This window comes from Lactobacillus sp. ESL0259 (assembly GCF_003693045.1).
GTDB lineage: Bacteria > Bacillota > Bacilli > Lactobacillales > Lactobacillaceae > Lactobacillus > Lactobacillus melliventris.
Genome location: NZ_REHP01000006.1, coordinates 72,358 through 92,415 on the forward strand (window position 1 = coordinate 72,358; position 20,058 = coordinate 92,415).

Annotated in this window: 16 protein-coding genes and 1 other RNA gene; 4 read left to right on the top strand and 13 right to left on the bottom strand. The window is 35.4% G+C overall.

Features of this window, described 5'->3' with window-relative positions; all coding sequences use genetic code 11:
* The first annotated feature begins 27 nt into the window (after window positions 1–27).
* The gene (xerS, locus tag F5ESL0259_RS04180) at window positions 28–1,113 is read left to right on the top strand and encodes a tyrosine recombinase XerS (protein WP_110446075.1); all 1,086 of its coding nucleotides are present in this window, start codon (window positions 28–30) and stop codon (window positions 1,111–1,113) included.
* An 18-nt stretch (window positions 1,114–1,131) separates the two neighbouring features.
* Here the strand turns inward: xerS and F5ESL0259_RS04185 are convergent, their stop codons facing one another.
* The 3 genes from F5ESL0259_RS04185 to F5ESL0259_RS04195 form a co-directional block, all read right to left on the bottom strand.
* The gene (locus F5ESL0259_RS04185) at window positions 1,132–1,767 is read right to left on the bottom strand and encodes an NUDIX hydrolase N-terminal domain-containing protein (protein WP_122037575.1); all 636 of its coding nucleotides are present in this window, start codon (window positions 1,765–1,767) and stop codon (window positions 1,132–1,134) included.
* 48 nt (window positions 1,768–1,815) lie between these two features.
* A complete protein-coding gene (locus tag F5ESL0259_RS04190; protein ID WP_122037576.1) occupies window positions 1,816–2,694 on the bottom strand; it encodes a DegV family protein in 879 nt (292 codons plus the stop codon).
* 88 nt (window positions 2,695–2,782) lie between these two features.
* On the bottom strand, window positions 2,783–3,184 hold the full coding sequence (locus tag F5ESL0259_RS04195) for a MarR family winged helix-turn-helix transcriptional regulator (RefSeq protein WP_174794452.1): 402 nt from the start codon (window positions 3,182–3,184) through the stop codon (window positions 2,783–2,785).
* 338 nt (window positions 3,185–3,522) lie between these two features.
* On the opposite strand from F5ESL0259_RS04195, the gene F5ESL0259_RS04200 reads away from it, so the two are divergent.
* Window positions 3,523–5,211: an NFACT family protein gene (locus tag F5ESL0259_RS04200; RefSeq protein ID WP_110446078.1), complete on the top strand. Its 1,689-nt coding sequence runs from the start codon at window positions 3,523–3,525 to the stop codon at window positions 5,209–5,211.
* A 31-nt stretch (window positions 5,212–5,242) separates the two neighbouring features.
* Here the strand turns inward: F5ESL0259_RS04200 and F5ESL0259_RS04205 are convergent, their stop codons facing one another.
* The 10 genes from F5ESL0259_RS04205 to F5ESL0259_RS04255 all read right to left on the bottom strand — a co-directional run bounded on the left by F5ESL0259_RS04205 (window position 5,243) and on the right by F5ESL0259_RS04255 (window position 16,990).
* Entirely contained in the window at window positions 5,243–8,419 is a 3,177-nt protein-coding gene (locus F5ESL0259_RS04205) for a carbamoyl phosphate synthase large subunit (protein WP_122037577.1), read from the bottom strand.
* A gap of 2 nt (window positions 8,420–8,421) precedes the next feature.
* The gene (locus tag F5ESL0259_RS04210) at window positions 8,422–9,477 is read right to left on the bottom strand and encodes a carbamoyl phosphate synthase small subunit (RefSeq protein ID WP_046324826.1); all 1,056 of its coding nucleotides are present in this window, start codon (window positions 9,475–9,477) and stop codon (window positions 8,422–8,424) included.
* Window positions 9,478–10,389 (bottom strand): RluA family pseudouridine synthase, encoded by a 912-nt coding sequence (locus F5ESL0259_RS04215; RefSeq protein ID WP_122037578.1) that lies wholly within the window; start codon window positions 10,387–10,389, stop codon window positions 9,478–9,480.
* Window positions 10,379–10,846, bottom strand: coding sequence for a signal peptidase II (gene lspA, locus F5ESL0259_RS04220; protein ID WP_122037579.1), 468 nt, complete (start codon window positions 10,844–10,846; stop codon window positions 10,379–10,381). Before lspA ends, F5ESL0259_RS04215 begins: the two co-directional genes overlap by 11 nt.
* A gap of 9 nt (window positions 10,847–10,855) precedes the next feature.
* Window positions 10,856–12,532, bottom strand: coding sequence for a formate--tetrahydrofolate ligase (locus F5ESL0259_RS04225; protein ID WP_122037580.1), 1,677 nt, complete (start codon window positions 12,530–12,532; stop codon window positions 10,856–10,858).
* Window positions 12,533–13,079: 547 nt separating this feature from the next.
* A complete protein-coding gene (locus tag F5ESL0259_RS04235) occupies window positions 13,080–14,309 on the bottom strand; it encodes a metallophosphoesterase (RefSeq protein ID WP_122037582.1) in 1,230 nt (409 codons plus the stop codon).
* The gene (locus tag F5ESL0259_RS04240) at window positions 14,296–15,429 is read right to left on the bottom strand and encodes a class I SAM-dependent RNA methyltransferase (RefSeq protein ID WP_122037583.1); all 1,134 of its coding nucleotides are present in this window, start codon (window positions 15,427–15,429) and stop codon (window positions 14,296–14,298) included. Before F5ESL0259_RS04240 ends, F5ESL0259_RS04235 begins: the two co-directional genes overlap by 14 nt.
* A 65-nt stretch (window positions 15,430–15,494) precedes the next feature.
* Window positions 15,495–15,864: RNase P RNA component class B (gene rnpB / locus F5ESL0259_RS04245), an RNA gene on the bottom strand.
* Between the two features lie 26 nt (window positions 15,865–15,890).
* Window positions 15,891–16,331, bottom strand: coding sequence for a DivIVA domain-containing protein (locus F5ESL0259_RS04250; protein WP_122037584.1), 441 nt, complete (start codon window positions 16,329–16,331; stop codon window positions 15,891–15,893).
* A 92-nt stretch (window positions 16,332–16,423) separates the two neighbouring features.
* The gene (locus tag F5ESL0259_RS04255) at window positions 16,424–16,990 is read right to left on the bottom strand and encodes a DUF1273 domain-containing protein (RefSeq protein WP_046324835.1); all 567 of its coding nucleotides are present in this window, start codon (window positions 16,988–16,990) and stop codon (window positions 16,424–16,426) included.
* 69 nt (window positions 16,991–17,059) lie between these two features.
* Here F5ESL0259_RS04255 and recU point away from each other — a divergent pair, with 69 nt between their 5' ends.
* The gene (recU, locus tag F5ESL0259_RS04260) at window positions 17,060–17,692 is read left to right on the top strand and encodes a Holliday junction resolvase RecU (protein ID WP_046324836.1); all 633 of its coding nucleotides are present in this window, start codon (window positions 17,060–17,062) and stop codon (window positions 17,690–17,692) included.
* Window positions 17,682–20,048 carry a transglycosylase domain-containing protein gene (locus F5ESL0259_RS04265; RefSeq protein WP_122037585.1) on the top strand — a complete coding sequence of 789 codons (2,367 nt, stop codon included), beginning with the start codon at window positions 17,682–17,684 and terminating at the stop codon, window positions 20,046–20,048. The genes recU and F5ESL0259_RS04265 overlap by 11 nt, the downstream gene beginning before the upstream one ends.
* The last annotated feature ends 10 nt before the right edge of the window (window positions 20,049–20,058 follow it).

The following is a 20,058-nucleotide window of genomic DNA, read 5'->3' on the forward strand; positions in this document are numbered from 1 at the left end:
TTATTTCAGTCAGGAGAATTTTGCTACGTGGAAACAAAAAGATACTTAGATCTAATCGATGATGAATTGAAAAAAATGCCGGATTTTGTCAAAGATTATAACTTTGGTACCAGTCATTCTTTAGCTACATCCTATCAATATTTAACAGAAATCAGACGTTTCTTTGACTGGCTGCGCCAAGAAGGCATTTCACAGGCTAAAAATAATCAAAAAATTGAAACCGAAACTTTGGCCAAACTGCAGCGTAATGACATTATGCTTTATATTAACTATTTGGGTCACGTCAAAAATAAGCAGGGTAATCTTAACTCCCCCACTACTATCAATCGTTCCATAAATGCGTTAAGGTCCTTGTTTAAGTTTTTAACCATAACCGCTGATAATATTAATGGTCAGCCATATTTTGAACGAAATGTAATGCTTAAAATTGATTCACTCAATAATACAGAAACGCTGAACTACCGTGCACATGTCCTTGAATCACACATGTATACCGGCAAATTAAAATACCAGTTTCTAGACTTTATTGCTACTAAATACGAACTTCAATGCAATAAACATGCTCTACCGGGTTTTAAAGTTAATAAAGAACGTGATATGGCAATTATTGCATTAATTTTGGGAACAGGGATAAGGGTCTCAGAATGTGCAGGAATTGATGTTTCTGACATTAATTTTAGAAAGGCTACGTTGGACGTAACACGTAAAGGTGGTCAAAGAGACAGCGTTCCAATTGCCGAATGGACAATAATTTATATCAAAGGATATAAAAAGATTCGCCAGGAACGCTATTCAGCCTCAAAAAAAGATGCAGCATTTTTTCTTACACGGTGGCACAATAAAACAAGAAGAATTACTGCCAGTGCAATTGAAAAGATGGTTAATAAATATTCAGCTGCCTTTGGACATCCACTTACCCCTCATAAATTGCGCCATACTGTGGCTTCTGAATTATATGATGTGACTAAAGACCAGGTTTTGGTTGCCCAGCAGCTGGGACAAAAAGGAACTTCAGCAACTGATTTATATACTCACGTCGATCAAAAAAAGCAAAGAGCTGCCTTGAATGAGATTACTGAAGCTGATAAAAACAATAGTAAAAAGCAAGCATAATAGTGCTTGCTTTTTTGGTTATTCGAATCTTGTCTGCCAATTTGAACTTTGATTAGCCTCAAAGCACATTTTTATTTCTGCTAAAGAGTTTCGTGGTACTGACAAAGCTGGCAGATTATCAAAGTCAAAGAACGAGCATTTTTCAGTTTCAGTATTATTGACAAACTTTCCTCCTAAATCTCTGCAGAGAAAAATAACATTGCACACATTGATATCGCGTTCAACTCGTTTATTATCATAAATGTTAGTTGAATGGTTATTTACGGCAATAATTTGCTCAACCGCAATTCTATGTCCAGATTCTTCTTCTGCCTCCTTTATACAATTTGCTTTAACCGTCATATTTGGCTCACACCACCCGCCAGGCATTGACCATAAATTGTCGGTAGACTCTTTCACCAGCAAAATTTTTTGGTTATTAAAAATTGCTGCTCTGGTAGATACTTTAGGGGTTTGATAGCCATCATCACTACTAAATAACCCCTTAACCACATCAATCGGCTCACCAGTTTTAGCAGCCATCATCTTTGTGGCAATTTCTCTTATCTGCTGGTATCTTTCTCTATCAAAACGATCGTGGCCGTATTCAATACCATCTTGAGCAATACTTTGTAGTTCTATTGCCCACCTTGAAAGTTGGTCTAATTTTTTCATAAAAAGCCCCAATTTCTTAGCAAAAGAGCAACCTTTCAAAGGTTGCCCTTACTTTGTTAAATCAATTTTATCAATATCTATCATCCAGCCAATAGCAAAAGATTTTTCTCCCAAATGTGTCGCAATAACGGGACTAAACTTCGTTACTGAAATATTTTGTTTAGGAAACTTTTTCTTTAAAAAGTCCTCTGCTTCTTCAACTTGACTTTTATCATTAGAATCAATGATAAAAAGTTTAATTTTGTCTTTATAAGGCAACTTATCAATCTTTTCCACTGTTAAACTTTTAATTTTGATAAAAGCCCGTTTCATTGATCGAATCTTATCAAATGCCACAATATCGCCATCTTTAAAAGTAAGCAGTGGCTTGATGTTCAGCATGGATCCGATAAAAGCAGTGGCATTGCTTAAACGTCCCCCACGACTCAGATTTTTTAAATCATTGACTACAAAAATCTCATCAATGGTTGATTTGATTTTATCTAATTTTACCAGAATGGTATCAAGGTCAAGACCATTCTTTATCATTCTGGCTGCAGCTAAAACCAAATTTCCCTGCAGACGAACTGTCATCCTTGAATCTATAGCATGTAGATTATATTTGGGATTGTTTTCCGATATATTACAAAGTGTCTGATAAAAACCTGAAATTCCGCTTGAAAGTGTAATTGCGATAATAGCTTCATACCCTTCGTCATGTAAGCGATCAAAAAGACGAATTAAATCACCGCTACTTGGTTGAGAAGTCTTAGGAAAATCAGCTCCCTCTCTTTGCATTTTAAAAAGCTGATCAGAAGTAATATCAACATTTTCTAAGTACTCTTTTTGACCTATGATTATGGGAATAGAAATAACAATAATATTGTTTTTTTCCGCCTCTTGTTTTGTTATGGCGCTGGTACTATCAGTAACTAAAGCAATCTTCATCTAACTTACCTTTCGCTTTTGTCTGTACAACATACAAGAATTATAGCATAAAAAAATAAGTGTTTCGACCATCAACTAGTAGAACAAATTATTTTTCACTTCTTTGTAATAACTCACTGAAGATGTGGTTAAAAGTTGCTACTTCTTGTTTGCTAAGACCTTGCAACAAGGATTCTTCTATCTCTTTTAATACTTGTTTTAATTGGATAATTTTTTGAAGTCCTGTTTCATTTAACAAAACAATTTTGCTTGAATCTTTCTCAGATCTTTTAACTGTAATAAAACTAACTGTTTTCTTCTGCTGTAATTGTCTACTCAATGTAGATAACGAAATTTTTAAATTGTCAGCTAAATCTCCCATTTTTAAAGCTGTATTGTTATTTTGATCGAAATATAGCAAAATTCTAGTTTGTGATAAATTTAAGCCACATTTTCTATTTATTTCGTTTTTTATATTTCCCGCAATTGTGCTAAAAGATAAAACATCCATTTAACTACCTTTTCTGATAAAAACCAAAATAACTTATAAGCATGTATTTAAAAAGTCCATATGTTTTCCCAAAGAAAATTAGTTTGTGAAACAATTGGGTTACCTGTATAGTAATATTATTTACTATTATTTTTTGCTTATAAATATTTATATTAATAACTTTAAATCTATATTACCAGTATATCAGTTTTTTGCAATAGCTGCTTTAAAAAGTAGATTTATAATTAATATATGATTAGTAGTACTCTTTTTTAAGATTTAATCATAAAATCTGCCTAAAGCGAATACAAATTGTTTAATAATTGATATAATAGTAAGCGTGTTTTGAGGTGATAATTATGGCTTTTGACGGCTTATTCATACATAGTCTTTTAAATAGTGTTAAGCCAAAAATAATCAATGGTCGGCTTTCAAAAATATACCAACCATTTGAACAAGATTTAGTATTAACTTTTAGAAAAGAGCGCAAAAATATTCAGTTGTTACTATCAGCAAATGCGCAATACCCTCGGTTTTACATAACTAGCCAGACTATTGCCAATCCTGATAAGGCTCCTACTTTTGTCATGGTACTGCGCAAATATTTGGAAGGCTCAGTATTAAAAGAGATTGAACAGCTGGGTGTGGACCGCATAGTAAATTTCAATTTTAGTAATCGTAATGAGCTGGGAGATCAAGTTCAGTTAGTTTTATCTTTAGAATTAATGGGACGACATAGTAATGTCATACTTTATGATCAAAAAAGTGGACATATAATCGATTTGCTTAAACGGATTAATCCAGATGAAAACAGAGTGCGGCTGCTTTTACCTAAAGCAAAATATGAATTACCGCCCTTAATATCTGGAATAAACGGCTTTGAAGTAACAGAAAAAGAGTTTAAAGAAAAAACTATGCATTCTGATCCAGTAGATTTTGCCAGTCAAATTGGTGGCCTGGATCGTGACGATCGTCAGGAGCTCACTGGTTATTTGGAAGATGATTTTTCTTATTCGTCCTTTAAAACTTTTATGGATCAGTTTAATAAAAAAGGCGCTTTTATATTAAAAACGCCAAAAAATAAACGTAAGATTTTTCCCTACCTACCCTACCATCTTAACCTGACAAAAGAAAGTGCTGATCCGGATATTAATCATGCTTTAGATGAGTTTTACGAGTATCAGTCAAATCAAGATTGGGTACGGCAAAAGTCAGCTCAAATTGAGCGGCTAATCAAAAATGAGTACAAAAAATTAACCAAAAAAATTGTTAAGCTCAAAAAGCAGCTAGAACAGGCAGAAAATTCTGAAGGATACAGGATACAAGGAGAAATACTTAACGCAAATTTATCGCAAGTTAAGCCAGGGATGGCAGAGGTTTCTTTGCCAAATTATTATGATAATAATCGCCCATTAAAAATTAAACTTGATGTTGCCCTTTCTCCGGCCCGTAATGCGCAGAAATATTTCACTAAATATAAAAAATTACGTGATTCTATTAAACACGTTAAAGAGCAAATATCTATTGCTCAGGATAACTTAGATTATTTTGATTCTGTTCAGACTGCAATTGATAATGCTGAACCGCAAGATATCGATCAAATTACTGAAGAGTTAATGAACCAGGGATATTTGAAGAAGCCCCAAAAACCAAAACGGAAAAAGAAAATTACCGAAAAAAATCTGAATAAATTTCGTATATCTTCGGGTAAAACTGTTTTAGTTGGCAAGAATAATTTGCAAAATGACTGGCTAACTTTAAAAAAGGCCAATAAAACTGATATTTGGTTTCATGTTAAAAATATTCCGGGCTCACACGTGATTTTGCAATCAGCTGAGGCGACAGATGAGGACATTCGAGAAACAGCTGAAATTGCCGCATATTTCTCTAAAGCTAAAAATTCTGCGCACGTACAAGTCGATTATGTTCAAGATAAACGTGTCAAAAAACCAAATGGAGCAAAGCCAGGCTTTGTAATTTATACTGGTCAAAATTCAATTGAAGTAACCCCTGAAAAAACCAGGGTATTATCGAAGAGAATAAATTAAAAAGCGAGGATGATTTCTTCATCCTCGTTTTTTAAATCGGCTGAGTGGTTAATGATAAAGACTCTAAAACACTTAAAATAAGTTCAGTAGTTTCGATACTTGAAAACACTGGTATGTTCTGATTCAAAGCCTCATCGCGTATTCTAGTTGCATCATCACTAGCGGAATCAGATAAATTTGTAATATTTATTACCATATCAATCTTATGCTGGCGAATCTTGTCTAATAAGCTGCGAGAGCCATGACTAATTTTTGACACTATTCCAGTTGTAATACCGGCTTCTGCCAGTTCATTAGCCGTGCCCTCGGTTGCAATTATTTTAAAGCCTAACCGATAAAATCTTTGAGCCAATTCTGTAACTTTTTTCTTATCTTCGTCACGCACAGATATAAAAATTATTCCATAATTTGGTATTTTTAAACCACTAGCTTCATACCCTTTGTATAAGGCCTTTGCGAGTTCGGTATCCCTGCCCATAACAGAACCAGAAGACTTCATTTTAGAATCGAACGTATTTTCGCTTTGATAATTAATATAAGAAAAGACTGGCATTTTAACAAATATAAAGCTATTTGAACGCCATAATCCACTTTTGTATCCCAATTCAGGCAAAGACTTTCCGATTAAAACTTCTGTCGCACATTTGGTAATATCCTTACCAAGAGCCTTGGAAAGAAAAGCAATATTATGGCCGGCATAAGGCTTAATTTGTAATAAATATACTTTCTTATCAACAATTAAGAAATGTAAAGTAAAAATACCACGCATATTGATACGCTTAACTAGTGCAATAGTAAATTCAGTTAATAATTTCTTGGCCGTTTTGGATAAGTTTTGTGGTTTAAAAACAGCTATTGAATCTGACGCATGTGAACCTGTTTGTTCCAAGTGCTCAATGATACCTGGAAGGGTTACATTTTTTCCATCTGAAATGGCAGTTATCTCATATTTATTTCCCTCAATAAAATGAGATAAGCTTACCTTAGAAAGCTGATTTTCTTTTAAATATTTTTTTAAGGCTGGTAAATCATAAACGACAGCCGATTTTTGCTTTACTCCCAAATTATTAAAACCACCAATTAAAATTGGAAATCCGTGTTCTTTAATGAACTTCTGAGCAGCACTTTTATTAACAGTCGTTAAGAGTTTGTTTTGACTTAAATTTTTTACTGGTTTATTTAACGCCTGTTTTATGCGATCTTTAGGATTAACATCCTTGTTACCTAAAATATTCAGACCGTTTTCGATAAGTTTCTTACGCAGAGCATTCATTTCTTTACCAGAAAACTGTATTAAAACATCTTTGATTTTTTCTTTCTTGGCAATTTGAAGAATACTTTCAACTGTAATTGGCTCAAAATAAACTTTAGCTACTCTTTTGTAGCTAATAGCAACTGATTCATCGTTATTTGAAAGTAAAATAATGTCATAATTATTATTATGTAAAGTATCAATTGCATGACTTATCATGTAGTCGAATTCACTCGTAACTGACACTTGTGATGGCAGCATTCCAATTATTAAAACCTTTTTAGAGGCAGTCAAAACTTGGCTTTCGTCTTGAACTCCAAATGAACTATAATATGCTTTAACTAATGGCTTAATGGTTCCCGCAGTGCCATCAATTTGCTGGAAGGCGGGTTTTAAATGTATTTTTACAAGTCTTTTTTCAATCGCATCCACACTGATCATAGATAAGTTAGCAATTAAAAGATTACGAAACCCCCTCTTTTTGGCTTCAATTAATAATTCATCGGTTAAGTGCTCATTTACTAATTTATGACCAATTTCAACTATATGAAACAGCTTTTGGAAATATACTGGATGAATATGAACAATTTCATGTAATTCTTGATAACTAAAACCTTTTGCAATTGCAGCGAGTAGCTTAAGTAAATGTAACTCATCAGGTTCTTTTAGATCAGAAATAATTTCTGATTTATCCTTAGCTTTTTCCGCCTGCAAAACGCTTAGTGACATTTTTATATTTACTGTTGAAGCCAGACCTTTTAAAAAAGCAGATTCAAAATTTGTACCTAAACCAATAGCTTCCCCACTCGCCTGCATTCTGCTGCCTAATTTGTAATGATTGCTACCAGATTGCGTTAATGACCAAAATGGCATCCTAATGGCTACTTTGTCTAAGGTTGGTTCGATTGCAGCATTAAGTCCTGATAATGGATCTTTAATTTCATCTAAACGATAACCGAGTGCAATTTTACAAACAATATAACCCAAACTATACAGTCCTATCCTCTTAGACCAAATAGCACTACGCGTTAGTCTGGGCTTTATCGATAAAACTTTGACAGCAAATTTAGTACCTTCGTGTTTAACGGCGAAATGTATATTAAGAATTCCTACTATTTGCAGACTATCTGCTATTTTTTTGGCAATTGTCCGAATCATTTGTACTTGGTCATTGTTAAGGGTCAAGGCTGGCATTACAGCCGCCGAATCACCGGCATTAATAGCTACAGACTCAATAGTATCTGCTAGATTAGTAAAAAGTGTATTCCCTGAGCCATCACGAATAATATTGGCAATTATTTCGTCCCAAGAAGATAAGTCTTCTGCTAAGTGATAATTGCCAAACGAAAAATTTTCCAGTCGTTTTTCTTTTTGTAAATATTCGTTTAGATCAGTAATATTATTAAAAATAATTTTTTGGTTAAGCACTGAATCATTTTGTTTGATAAGCATCACAGGAAAGTGAACGGACTCTTCCAGTTGTTTTTGCAAATTAATTGCATCGAAATCAGTTAGATTCCAATATTTGCTGGCCTCAATCTGATTTTCTGTCAGAAAAGCGTTCATTTTTTGATGATTGTCAATTGCCAAAGTGCGTTTGTTTAAAGTTAACAAGCGCACTCCCATTTGACTCAGAATACCATCTTGAACAAGTTCCCGGGTAACTTTTAAACCAGTTGTAGAGCCGTAAGCAGAGATAATGGCATTTGGTTCTTCCATGCGAATTATTCTTTTGAGAAATTCCAAGGTCATTGGTTCAAGATATACGGTTAAGCCGGGTTTTTTATCAGTAGAAATAGTTGCAGGGTTAGGATTGACTAAAACAACTTGAATATCTTCTTCAAAAAGTGCATTAATAGCGTCTTCAACTAATAAATCAGTTTCGGATACTTTACCGACTAAAGTTGGACCTGATCCGATGATTAATACTTTATCTAAATCATTATCTAAAGGCATGTTTACACCATCATCTTTACAAAGTTATCAAAAATGGGAAGAGCATCTAGACTTCCTGGTGCTCCTTCGGCATTGAAAGCTGTACCAATTACCTTATTGGTTTTATTGCTGTAACCGGCAAGTAATTCACTGTGAAGATCGTAAAATTCTCTTTCCATTTTGAATTGAACGCTGTTTGGCAGAACCAGTTGATCAATATTCATAGCCACTTGCCAAATCTTGTTTGTATTTTGATCAATTACAGGGTAATTAATACCATTATATGGTTGTGGTAAGTCGACAAGTTCAAAATTCAAAAAATCGCTTAATGTTAAAAACCCTAAGCCAATTCCCCAAATGGGAATTTGACCATAAAATGCTGAGAGAATTGGTTCTAGGTCTGGCATTAATTCATTTGGCCTGCCAGGCCCTCCCGAGATGATAATTCCTTGCGGTCGCAAATTTTCAATATCGGGCACAGCAACATTATATGGTAAAACTGTAGCATTAACCTTTCTTAAAGATAATTCTCTAAGCATGGAATGCTTTAAACCAAGATCAATTATAGCTACAGTTTTCCCTACATTCGGTACTGCATAGGCATTCTTAGTAGAAACAGCTGCAGATTTGTTTTTGGGCAATACCAAGGCTTTAATTTGGTCAAAAGCGTGTTCATCATTTGTGTCCATAATCGACGCTTTGATTGTTTTCTCCTTATTCAAAAGATGAACTAAGGCTCTGGTATCGACATTAAAAATTGCTGGTATATTTTTTTCTTTTAAAAAAGAAGCTAAATCCTGAAAGTTGCCACTTTCGGAAATATTTTGTGCAACATCATTGGCGATTATTCCTTTTACTGTCGGATTAATGCTTTCATAGTCAATAGCATTAATACCGTTGCCACCAATCATTGGGGCAGTAAATACGAGAATTTTGCCTGTATTGGTTGGGTCAGTCAGTGCTTCTTGATAACCAAAATTACCCGTTTGAATTGCTAACTCACCGGTAGAAATTATTGAAGCTCCTAATCCTTCTCCTGGAAAAGATTGACCATTTTCCAGAATCAAATATCGTTTCATTTAATCACTTTTTTCTCTCAATTCAGTCAGTCTTTGCAAAAAAATTCGTGGAGGTTTTACTGCAAATTCGAGCCATTTACCAGTTGTTGGCTGTCTGAACCCTAATACTTGAGCATGCAAAAATTGACCATTTCCCTTTAAGGTATGATGCGGTCCGTATAATGGGTCCCCTGCAACAGGATGTCCAATATAAGCAAGGTGTACCCTGATTTGATGAGTTCGACCTGTTTCAAGTTGACATCTGAGTAAACTGTAATTTTGAAATTGTTCAAGAACAGTAAAATGTGTAATGGCTTCTTTGCCGTTTGCTACTACAGCCATTTTTTTACGATTATAATGATCGCGTCCAATTGGAGCTTCTATTGTTCCTTGTTTTTCAGAAAAATTGCCGTGTACTATTGCTAAATACAGTCTTTTATTAGTTTTTGTGGCCAATTGTTCTTCTAAACTTTCACGCGCCAAAGCATTTTTGGCCACCATTAATAAACCAGATGTATCCTTGTCAATGCGATGGACAATGCCCGGACGAAATCCTTCAGGGCTTTTAGCCAGATTTTTCGTATGAAACAATAATGCATTAACGAGTGTGTGATCTGGGTGTCCAGCAGCTGGATGGACTACCATACCCTGTGGCTTGTTAACTACTATAACGTCTTGATCTTCATAAACTATGTCTAATGGAATATCTTCTGGGACTAGAGCCAGTGGCTTTAATTTTGGAACAATAACCGTAATTAAGTCATTTTTTTGAACCTTATAGGACGACTTAACTATTTTTTGGTTAACCAGGATATTTTGATCATGGAGCAATTCCTGAATTCGCGAACGTGATAAAGAAGGAATTGCGTTTGCCAGCACTTTGTCTATTCTGCCCTTTTCATCATGGATAACAAGCTGGTATTTATTTAGCATCGTTTTTTTCGCTTTCGTCAAAAAAGAGTAGATAAATAAATACCAATATTATGCCAATTGTAATGGCAGAGTCAGCAATATTAAAAATATTGAAGTGAATAAAGTCAACTTGAATCATATCAATAACATACTTTAAATGAATACGGTCAATTAAATTGCCAATAATTCCGCCTAAAACCAGTGCTACACCAGAATCAAAAAGCTTACTGTGAAAATTGTTTCGTAACAGGTAATATAAACAAATTACGATAGCGATAATACTAATCAGGTAAAAAAGTCCCATTTGACCGGGCAAAATATTCCAAGCAGCTCCGTCATTTTGTACATAAGTAAATGAAAAAACGTGGGGAATAATCTGCTGCGTTTCTCCCAGCTGGTAATTACCGGCAATAAAGGATTTCAACCATTGATCAAGAAGTACAATAAATAGTGAAATAATTAAATATAAGAATTGCATTGATACTTTTTAAAATAAGCCACTAATTTTACCATTATTGTCAACGTCAATATCTAATGCTGCTGGGTGTTTAGGTAATCCTGGCATATCTAAAACATGTCCAGTGGTGATAACAATAAATCCAGCTCCATTTTTCAGACTTGCGCCCTTCACATGCAAAGTAAAATCGGTTGGTGCTCCTAATAGTTTTTGATTATCAGTAAATGAATACTGTGTCTTGGCAATAATGACTGGCAGCCTATCCTTCCCCATTTTTTCAAGTTCATGAATATCATTTTCGGCTTTTTCAGTATATTCTACTTTAGCTGCATGATAAATTTTTTGTGCTATTTTAGCAATTTTAGTTTTTACCTTATCATCTTTTTGATAAGTGGGTACCAGCTTGCCTGCTGCTGAATTTGCTAAATCAAGGACAGCTTTCGCAGCTTCTATTCCGCCTTTTGAGCCCTGTTCATGATAATCAACGACAACAGAATCAATTCCTTCTTCTTTAATCAATTGCTGTAAAAGCGAAAGTTCATTTTCGCTGTCAGTTGCAAAATGATTAATTAAAACAATCACAGGAATACCATAATTACGCATATTGTTCATATGTCTCTTAAGATTTGCAAAACCGCTACGTAAAGCAGACAGATTTTCTTTACTTAAGTTTTCAGTAGTACCTTCTGCTTGATATTTTAAGGCACGTACGGTCGCCACGACCACGCTGGCATCAGGCTTTTTATCCAAATGCTCAGATACAAAGTCCATGAATTTTTGACCACCTAAGTCGCTGCCGAATCCTGCTTCAGTTAAAACATAATCACTTAAATGCAATGCTAAATTAGTTGCCATAACGGTATTGGCACCATGGGCAATATTGGCAAAAGGTCCACCGTGTACAAGAGCGGGTGTATGTTCAATTGTTTGCACTAGATTTGGCTTTAAGGCGTTAGAAAGCAAGGCTGCAATTGCACCCTCAAATCCCAAATCCTTGACATACACAGGCTTATCATTTTTAGTGTAGCCTACGAGCATTAGACCAATTCTCTTTTTTAAATCATTAATGTCGGTAGCCAAACACAAAATGGCCATTAGTTCATTGGCAACTGTGATTGCAAAACTGGATTTGTGCTCAATTCCGTTGAACTTTGAACCTTGTCCTACAGTGATATTTCTTAAACTGCGATCATTTACGTCAATTCCTCGTTTCAAGAGAATCCGGTCAGGATCTAGTCCAAGTTCATTTCCCTGATAAATGTAGTTGTCTACTAAGGCTGCCAAAGTGTCAATAGCAGCTGTCAAGGCATGCATATCTCCCGTAAAATGGAGGTTAATGTCTTCCATTGGAATTACCTGGGCTTGTCCACCACCAGTTGCTCCGCCTTTTAAGCCAAAAACTGGGCCCATTGAAGGTTCGCGCAAGGCAATCATCGTTTTCTGGTGTAATTGATTGTTAATAGCATCTCCCAGACCAATAGTCATTGTTGATTTACCTTCTCCAGCTGGAGTTGGAGAAATTGAAGTAACCAGAATCAGTTTACCAAGGTGCTTGTTCGCCAATGTCTTTTTAATTGCCTGCCAATTAATCTTGGCTTTATTATTGCCATATGGCTCAATATCTGAGCTGCTTAAACCAACTTTAGCAGCAATTTCGTTAATGGGTAATGCGTGTGCTTCTTGTGCAATTTGAATATCTGATTTCATTGCGCATGCCTCTTTCTGTAAAAAATTAATAATAATATCTCATCTTATGTAATATCCTTTTCATATTAGAATTTAGGTCCCACCTTTTGTATAATCAATTGTCATTATATCAAACATTAAGCAATTTTTATGCATTACCTGCTATAAATTAAGAATAAAGCTAAATTTTCTGCTTTGGCGCTCACATCACTATTCTATTTTGACTATTTTTCAAATCTTAACAAATAATAATGCCCAAATTCCTCCAATTTAATTTCATAAATCTTAAAAATATGCCATTGCAGCAAAATTGTTGGCTCAGATAACATTTTGGTCTTAGAACGAAATGGGAGTTTGAATATGCTCGTATCCCAGTATGAATTAAAATAAGTATAGAGCAATAACATAAAGAAAAATAAAATACAAATAAGTGCTGGCCAATTAAAAGCTTTAGTGCTTTCATATAAAAATATCAGACTCAAGAAAAATACAATTAAGATCCAGCAAAAATATATTAATCCACTACGACCTAAAATAATAAAATGCTTTTTTTTCATAAAAATCCCTGTTAATACCAAATTTTTGTATTGAGGTTACTGTGATTAGTAGTATCGAATAAAGTTTTCATATAGTCGCTAAATCGCGGCCTTTGACTAACTAAGATTTTAAATTCCTTAGAGGAGTATAAATTTTTTAGTTGCTTTTTTTCTATATGATTATGGCCAGTAAAATATTGATAATTCATTTCAATAAAAAGACGGTTTACCTTTTGTAGCAGTCTAGCTTGTTCATCGTTTAAGTGATCTTTTTTATTTGAATTACCAGTTAAATTTCTTATTTGAATGTTCTTTAAGTAGCTGTGAAAGTGAACCAGATTCGGATCTAGCCGTTCTTCTTTAGTTAAAAAAGGTTTCATATCAAATGTATGACGCTGATATTCAATGTGATCGGGTTTTACTTTGACTATGCCATATCCTTGATCGTATGAACAAAAACTTGAAGTAACAATTTCTGTAGTGGGTGTTTTTGCCTGTGGCTCGACGATATTTTGAGCATGAATGTGGCCGGAAAAAGCCACTTTAACCTTATAATCCTGGCATAAACGGCATAATGTTTGTGCATTGTTTAAAACAAAGCCGCGATTAACCGCTGGATTATGAACATAAAGATTATGGTGCATGAATAAAAGTGGTTTAAGGTGCCTCATCTTGGCACTTTCTAACTGCTTTTCTAACCAGACAATTTGTTCTTCGCTTATTTGCCCTTCAGTAGAGGGAGCCCCACTAGCTTCATGTTCACCATAAATGTTGGAATCAAGTAATAGTAAGAGGTATTCTTTATTTAATTGTACGCTGTATGCCAATGAATTGGGATCAATACTTTGAGCACAATCATATGAGCTTTTAAAAATTCCTTGCCAATCAGTGGGACTTATTTGATGGGCATAAAGCTGATTAGGACCTTGAAAAGCTCTGGCCCACCCATCATATATGTCGTGGTTTCCTGGCAAAACCAGTAATTTAGTTTCACTTAAATTACGAAATATTTCTGCAAATTTTTGTGCCGAAATAAGCTCACCGTTAAAAGTAACGTCACCAGTAACAATAATAGCTGCCGGCTTTTTTTCATTAGCAAAAGCAGCAAAAGCCCTCAAAGCTGTTTCTTGATATACCAGGTCTTTACCCTGACTGGTATCTTGAATACGTTGAAACGCTTGACCATCATCATGCAAGCTATCTGCAATTAAATGCGTATCTGTAATCACCCAAAATTCGGTATTCGCTTTATTTGTAATCATTTTTTCTTGCCCAATATTGGTAGAAATCAACTCTTAAGTTGCCATTAAATAGTTTGCGCTTTTTGGTCGCTTTTTTACCGAAAAAATTTTCAAATGCTGGATCGCCAACCAAATAATACTGGCTGAATGTGTCATATTTTAAAAGTGACTCACCCATTTGTTTATAAATTACCTCAGCTGATTCCCGATCTTTCAGCCTTTTACCATAAGGCGGATTAGCGATTATAACCCCATTTTCTAAGTCTGTGGCAAAATCCTTTACTGCAACCTGCTTAAAGTAAATATCCTGTAAAACACCAGCATTGTTGGCGTTTAATTTGGCAATTTCTAAAATGGATTGGTCGATATCACAGGCCCATATTGGCTGGTCAAGAGGCTTAATTTCACTTTTAGCTTGCGCCACCAATTCATCATGAATAGAGCTGTCAAACCAATCAAAACCATCAAAAGCAAATTGCCGCCAAATCCCAGGAGCAACATTTTTCCCTATTAGAGCTGCTTCAATAGCTAAAGTACCTGAACCTGTCATGGGGTCAATCAAAGGATGGCTGCCATCATATGGAGTTAGTTTTAATAATCCTGCCGCAAAATTTTCTTTCAGCGGTGCTCCACCATGTTCAATCCGATAGCCTCTCTTAAATAAACTGGCACCAGTAGTGTCTAGCGATATGCGGGCAATGTCTTTATTAATATGAATATCAAGGGGATATTCATTACCATTTTCTGGTAAAAAGCCACGACGATGATACTGATCGGACATTTTATTTACAATCGCCTTTTTTACAATTGATTGAATACCAGGTTCAGAGTGCAACTTTGATCTGACTGACCGGCCTTTAACAGGAAACTTAGCGTCAACTGGTAATAGCTCAGCCCAATCAATATCATAAACCTGATTAAAAAGGGTATCAAAATCGGTCGCCTTGAACTCCTTAAGTAAAATTTTAACGCGGTCTGCTGTTCTCAACCATAGATTGGTTTTGACAATATCTTTTTGATCGCCCTCAAAAAATACTCTACCATTCTCCGTATGGGTTTGATATCCCAGCGCTTGTAGTTCCTTTGCAACAACGCTTTCAAAGCCGACACCCATGGTTGTATATAACTGATATGTTTTCATCTTTTATTCTTTCCTTTAAAAAAAGCGTTGAGCCCTTTGAAAAGCTCAACGCTGCCAATGCAAATTTCTGTAAGCCACGTTCTGTTCGGGTATTTGTGGCATAAATACCTGTAGCAGCCATCTATCTTTGCTAAACTAGTAGCAATCCAATCTTTAGTTCATTTTCTTAGATTGAACGCCCCCACCAAGTTTGGGTTGCACGCTCGCAGGGTTTACCTCGTTCCACCAAAAGTGTTTCCACTTCTGCTTCGTCACTGTGGCACTTTTCAGAATATTCATGCATATCATTAAAATGACTTAGCACTTTTTTCGCCGTAACTTAAAATTCTTTAGCTTATTGGGCTAAATACGAACACTACAAGCATCTCAGCTCGTGCGTGCGTGGACTTTCCTCAGCCTGACCTTTTTCAGATCAAACCGCGACTGCTCAAAAATTGCACCATTAAGAATTATATCAAAGCTTACTCTTTTTGTAACCCATAAACTCGTTGTTCAAGATTATAAACTTTGCGTTCAAGAGTAGAAATTCGTTGAATAATGGCCATATTAGTGGAATTTTCAGTTTGTGTATCTGATTTATTAATTGGATTGAAGCTCTGCGTTGAACGTTCATGATTGGGGGTATATGTCTTGATACTTTCCGCAGATGTTACTGGAGTTATTCTCCTTGTTTTTTGTGATTCAAGAGCTTGCTCTTTATGATGGTCATCCATTAATTCACCTTGCAGCTTGCCAATTTGGCCGTAAAGGTCTTCAATTATTTGCTCAAATGTGTCATAATCTGCAATTACTTTATCTAAAAAAGCGTCAACTTCATCAGGGTCTAAGCCTTTAACTTTTGTCCTAAATTGTTTTTTTAAAATATCCTGTGTGGATAGTTGAATATCATTTAAATCTGCCATGATAAAATACAACTCCTTTTTTTATCACTTTTATTCTAGCAAAAACTAGCCATGCTTAAAACAAAAATGTTAATTTTAAAATAAAGTTATCCTTATTCTTTATAATTATCTTCTTGATTTTCTTGATACTCCTCAGCTTCATCTTGTAGATCATAAAAATCAATTAATTCAAGCGGATATTCTTTTGTTTCTTGATATTTCTTGATTAAATTATAATCAAACTTGGGTTTACCTGGATTTTCAGGGTCATAAAGCATTAAGGCTCTATCTGTATGTAGTAGCATAAAATTCTGGTAATTACGCAGTTGAACTGGGTTTTGATACGGTTCTTTAGATGTAGAAGCAAAAAAGTCAACTTGACTTTTTAAATTAAGATACTTTTCTTGATTGCTTTCATTCCATCTGCCGGCAAAGTCTTCATAGGGCACAATAATAGATGTTCTTAAAGGATATTTTTCCCGCAAGGAAACGGCCACTTCACTTGCCCATTGCTCTACTCCCAGATTTGCTCCAGTTATTACCCAATCTAGCTGGTTATTCTCCAATAAATTTAACATATGTTTTTTTAAAACTAATTTTATGATTTTGATTTTGGGATCCTTATCTCCGAAGGTATTTAATTCGTAGTTACGGTACCCAGTTACCCATAGTCTTTGCATAATGAAACAAATGGCTCCTTGTTCAAAAACTTTTTCTTTATTGCTATAATGCTAGCAGGAGTGATATTTATGGTCAAATATCCAACCGGCAGTTCTGCCGCTTTTCGCAACTTAAATGATAAGCCCCAAGCTTCACATAAAAGAAGAAAACATAAAAATATTAATTTTTCCGATCGAGGGATGAACCTTGAACAGATGATTAATGAATCTAATAAATATTATCGTACTAAAGAAATAGCCGTGGTACATAAAAAACCTACGCCTGTTCAAATTGTTAAGGTAGACTACCCTAAAAGATCACGTGCAGTAATAAAAGAAGCATACTTTCGCCAGGAATCGACCACAGATTATAATGGTGTATATAAAGGTTACTATTTGGATTTTGAAGCTAAAGAAACCAAAAACAAAACTAATTTTCCCTTAAAAAATTTCCACGAACATCAAATAGTTCATTTAGCAGAATGCTTGAAGCAAAAAGGAATATGCTTTACAATAATAGGATTTACAAGCTTAAACCGCTATTTTGTTACTCCCGCAAGCGCAATTATCAAAGCTTGGTGGACAAAAAACAAAAGTTCATTAACATTAAAAGAAGTCGAGGATTGGTCAATAGAGATTAAGAACGGTTTTCAACCAACACTTCCGTATTTGAAAGCTGTAGATTCTTTTATCTCGGATAGGAAAATACACGATGACAAATAAAAATTTCAACTCAAATAATGGACGTGAATCACGTAAAAACTACCGCCAAAGTTTACCTAAACCATTGTGGCGCCGCATACTTAAGTGGACGTTTTTGGTTATTTTTCTATTTCTGGTAGCCGGCGTTGGTCTATTTGCATTTTACGCTAAGGATGCTCCCAATATTAGTCGCGCTGACCTTGAAAGTGGCGGCTCTTCAGGATTATATAATACAAATGGTAAATTTGTAATGTCTTTAGGTACCGAAAAGCGACAATACGTCAAGGACAGCAAAGATTTGCAACTGTTAAAAGATGCTATCGTGTCGGTTGAAGATAAACGCTTTTATAAGGATAAGTTAGGAATTGATCCGATTCGAATTGTAGGATCAATGTTAACTAATGCCAAGAGTAAAAGTATCTCTGCCGGCGGTTCTACCATCACCCAGCAATTAGTTAAGCTGACAAAATTTTCAACAGCTGCTTCCCAACGGACCTTACGCAGAAAGGCTCAAGAAGCCTGGCTGGCCATGAGGGTGCAGCGAGAATACAGTCATGATGAAATCTTAGAATTCTACATTAATAAAGTTTACATGAATTATGGCAATACTGGAATTGGCACCGCGGCTAATTTTTATTATGGTAAAAAAATTGGAGACTTAGACTTAGCTCAAACAGCGATGCTGGCAGGGATGCCTAACAGGCCGACTGTTTATAATCCTTATACCTATCCGCAATATGCCAAATACCGCCGTGATATCGTTTTAAAGGCGATGTTGAAGAATAAGAAAATCTCGCAAGAACAATATGATGAAGCCAGCAAGGAAAGCATTAAAAAGGGTTTAAAACCACATAATCAGCGCAAACAGTCAAACTTACGTAAAATTAATGATCCATATGTTAAAGAAGCAATTGCCGAAGTTCGGGCAAAGGGTTTTGATCCTTTTCGTGATAATTTAAAAATTACGATTAATATGGATCAGAAAGCTCAAAAGAAACTATATCAATTGGCTAATAATGGGCAGGTTCCCTTTACTAACGATAAAATGCAGATTGGTGCTTCCGTAGTTGATCCTAGCAATGGTCATGTGGTAGCTATATTGGGCGGCAGGCACCTGCCTTCTTCAGTCCAGCTAGGCTTAGATCGGGCTGTGCAAACTACTCGTTCAACTGGATCTTCAATTAAGCCTGTTCTAGATTATGGCCCTGCCATTGAATACCTTAATTGGTCAACAGCTAAAATGCTAGATGATAGCAAATACGTCTATCCGGGAACCAACGTTCAATTATACGACTGGGACAATAAATATGACGGTATGATGACAATGCGATACGCATTGGAACAATCACGTAATGTTCCTGCAGTAAAAACGTTAAGAGAAGTCGGCATACCTCGTGCGAGAAAGTTTGCCGGCAAAATGGACATTGATATTCCGAAAGATTCCGGACTGTCTGTAGCCATTGGTGCGAATGCTTCCAGTTTACAAATGGCGGGAGCCTTTAGTGCATTTGCAACGATGGGTATTTATCATAAACCGCAATTTGTTTCAAAAATTGAAACTCCTGATGGATTAACCAGAAATTATGATTCTGAGGGTATTCGTGTTATGAGTAAAGCCACAGCTTACATAATTACGGATATGTTAAAAGGTGTTATAAAACATGGTTCCGGCAGAAATGCCCAGATTAATGGTTTGTATCATGCAGGCAAAACCGGATCAGTTAAGTATTCAGAACAGGATTTAGCACGTTACCCAGGGTACGCAGCTACGCCAAAGGATTCTTGGTTTGTTGGTTACACACCTCGTTATGCAATAGGTGTTTGGACCGGCTATGATAACCTGAAAGATGGGACTATTTCCGGTATTGGTCAGCAATCAGCGCAGCTTTTTTATAAAAATATGATGACCTATTTAATGAGAAATAAAGAAAATGTAGATTGGCAAAAGCCGGACTCGGTAATTAGGGCAAGAATTGCTAAAAATTCGAATCCTCCAGAGGTTTCTTCTACTGGGGAATGGCAACTGTTTGTTCGTGGACATTCTCCTGTCGGCATAGTTGATGATAGCAGTGACTATGATGAAGATGATGAAAAAACTAATACTAATAATTCATCTTCTACCAGCAATACTCAAGAAAGAAATGCTGTTCATCACGAAAATGGTTCTACGACCCAAAATAATAAAAATGAAAAGAAGGATAAGGATTTAAAAGATAAGCCGCAAACTGGTAATACTGGTAAAGACAATTCCTCTGATTCTAGTCAAAATAATGATACAAATAATTCCAGTTCTGAAAATAACCCGCACCATGAACAAAAGCCGAATAAACCTGGAGGCGAAAGTAATAACTCGGCCAATGACGAAAATCATCATTAATTAACAGAAC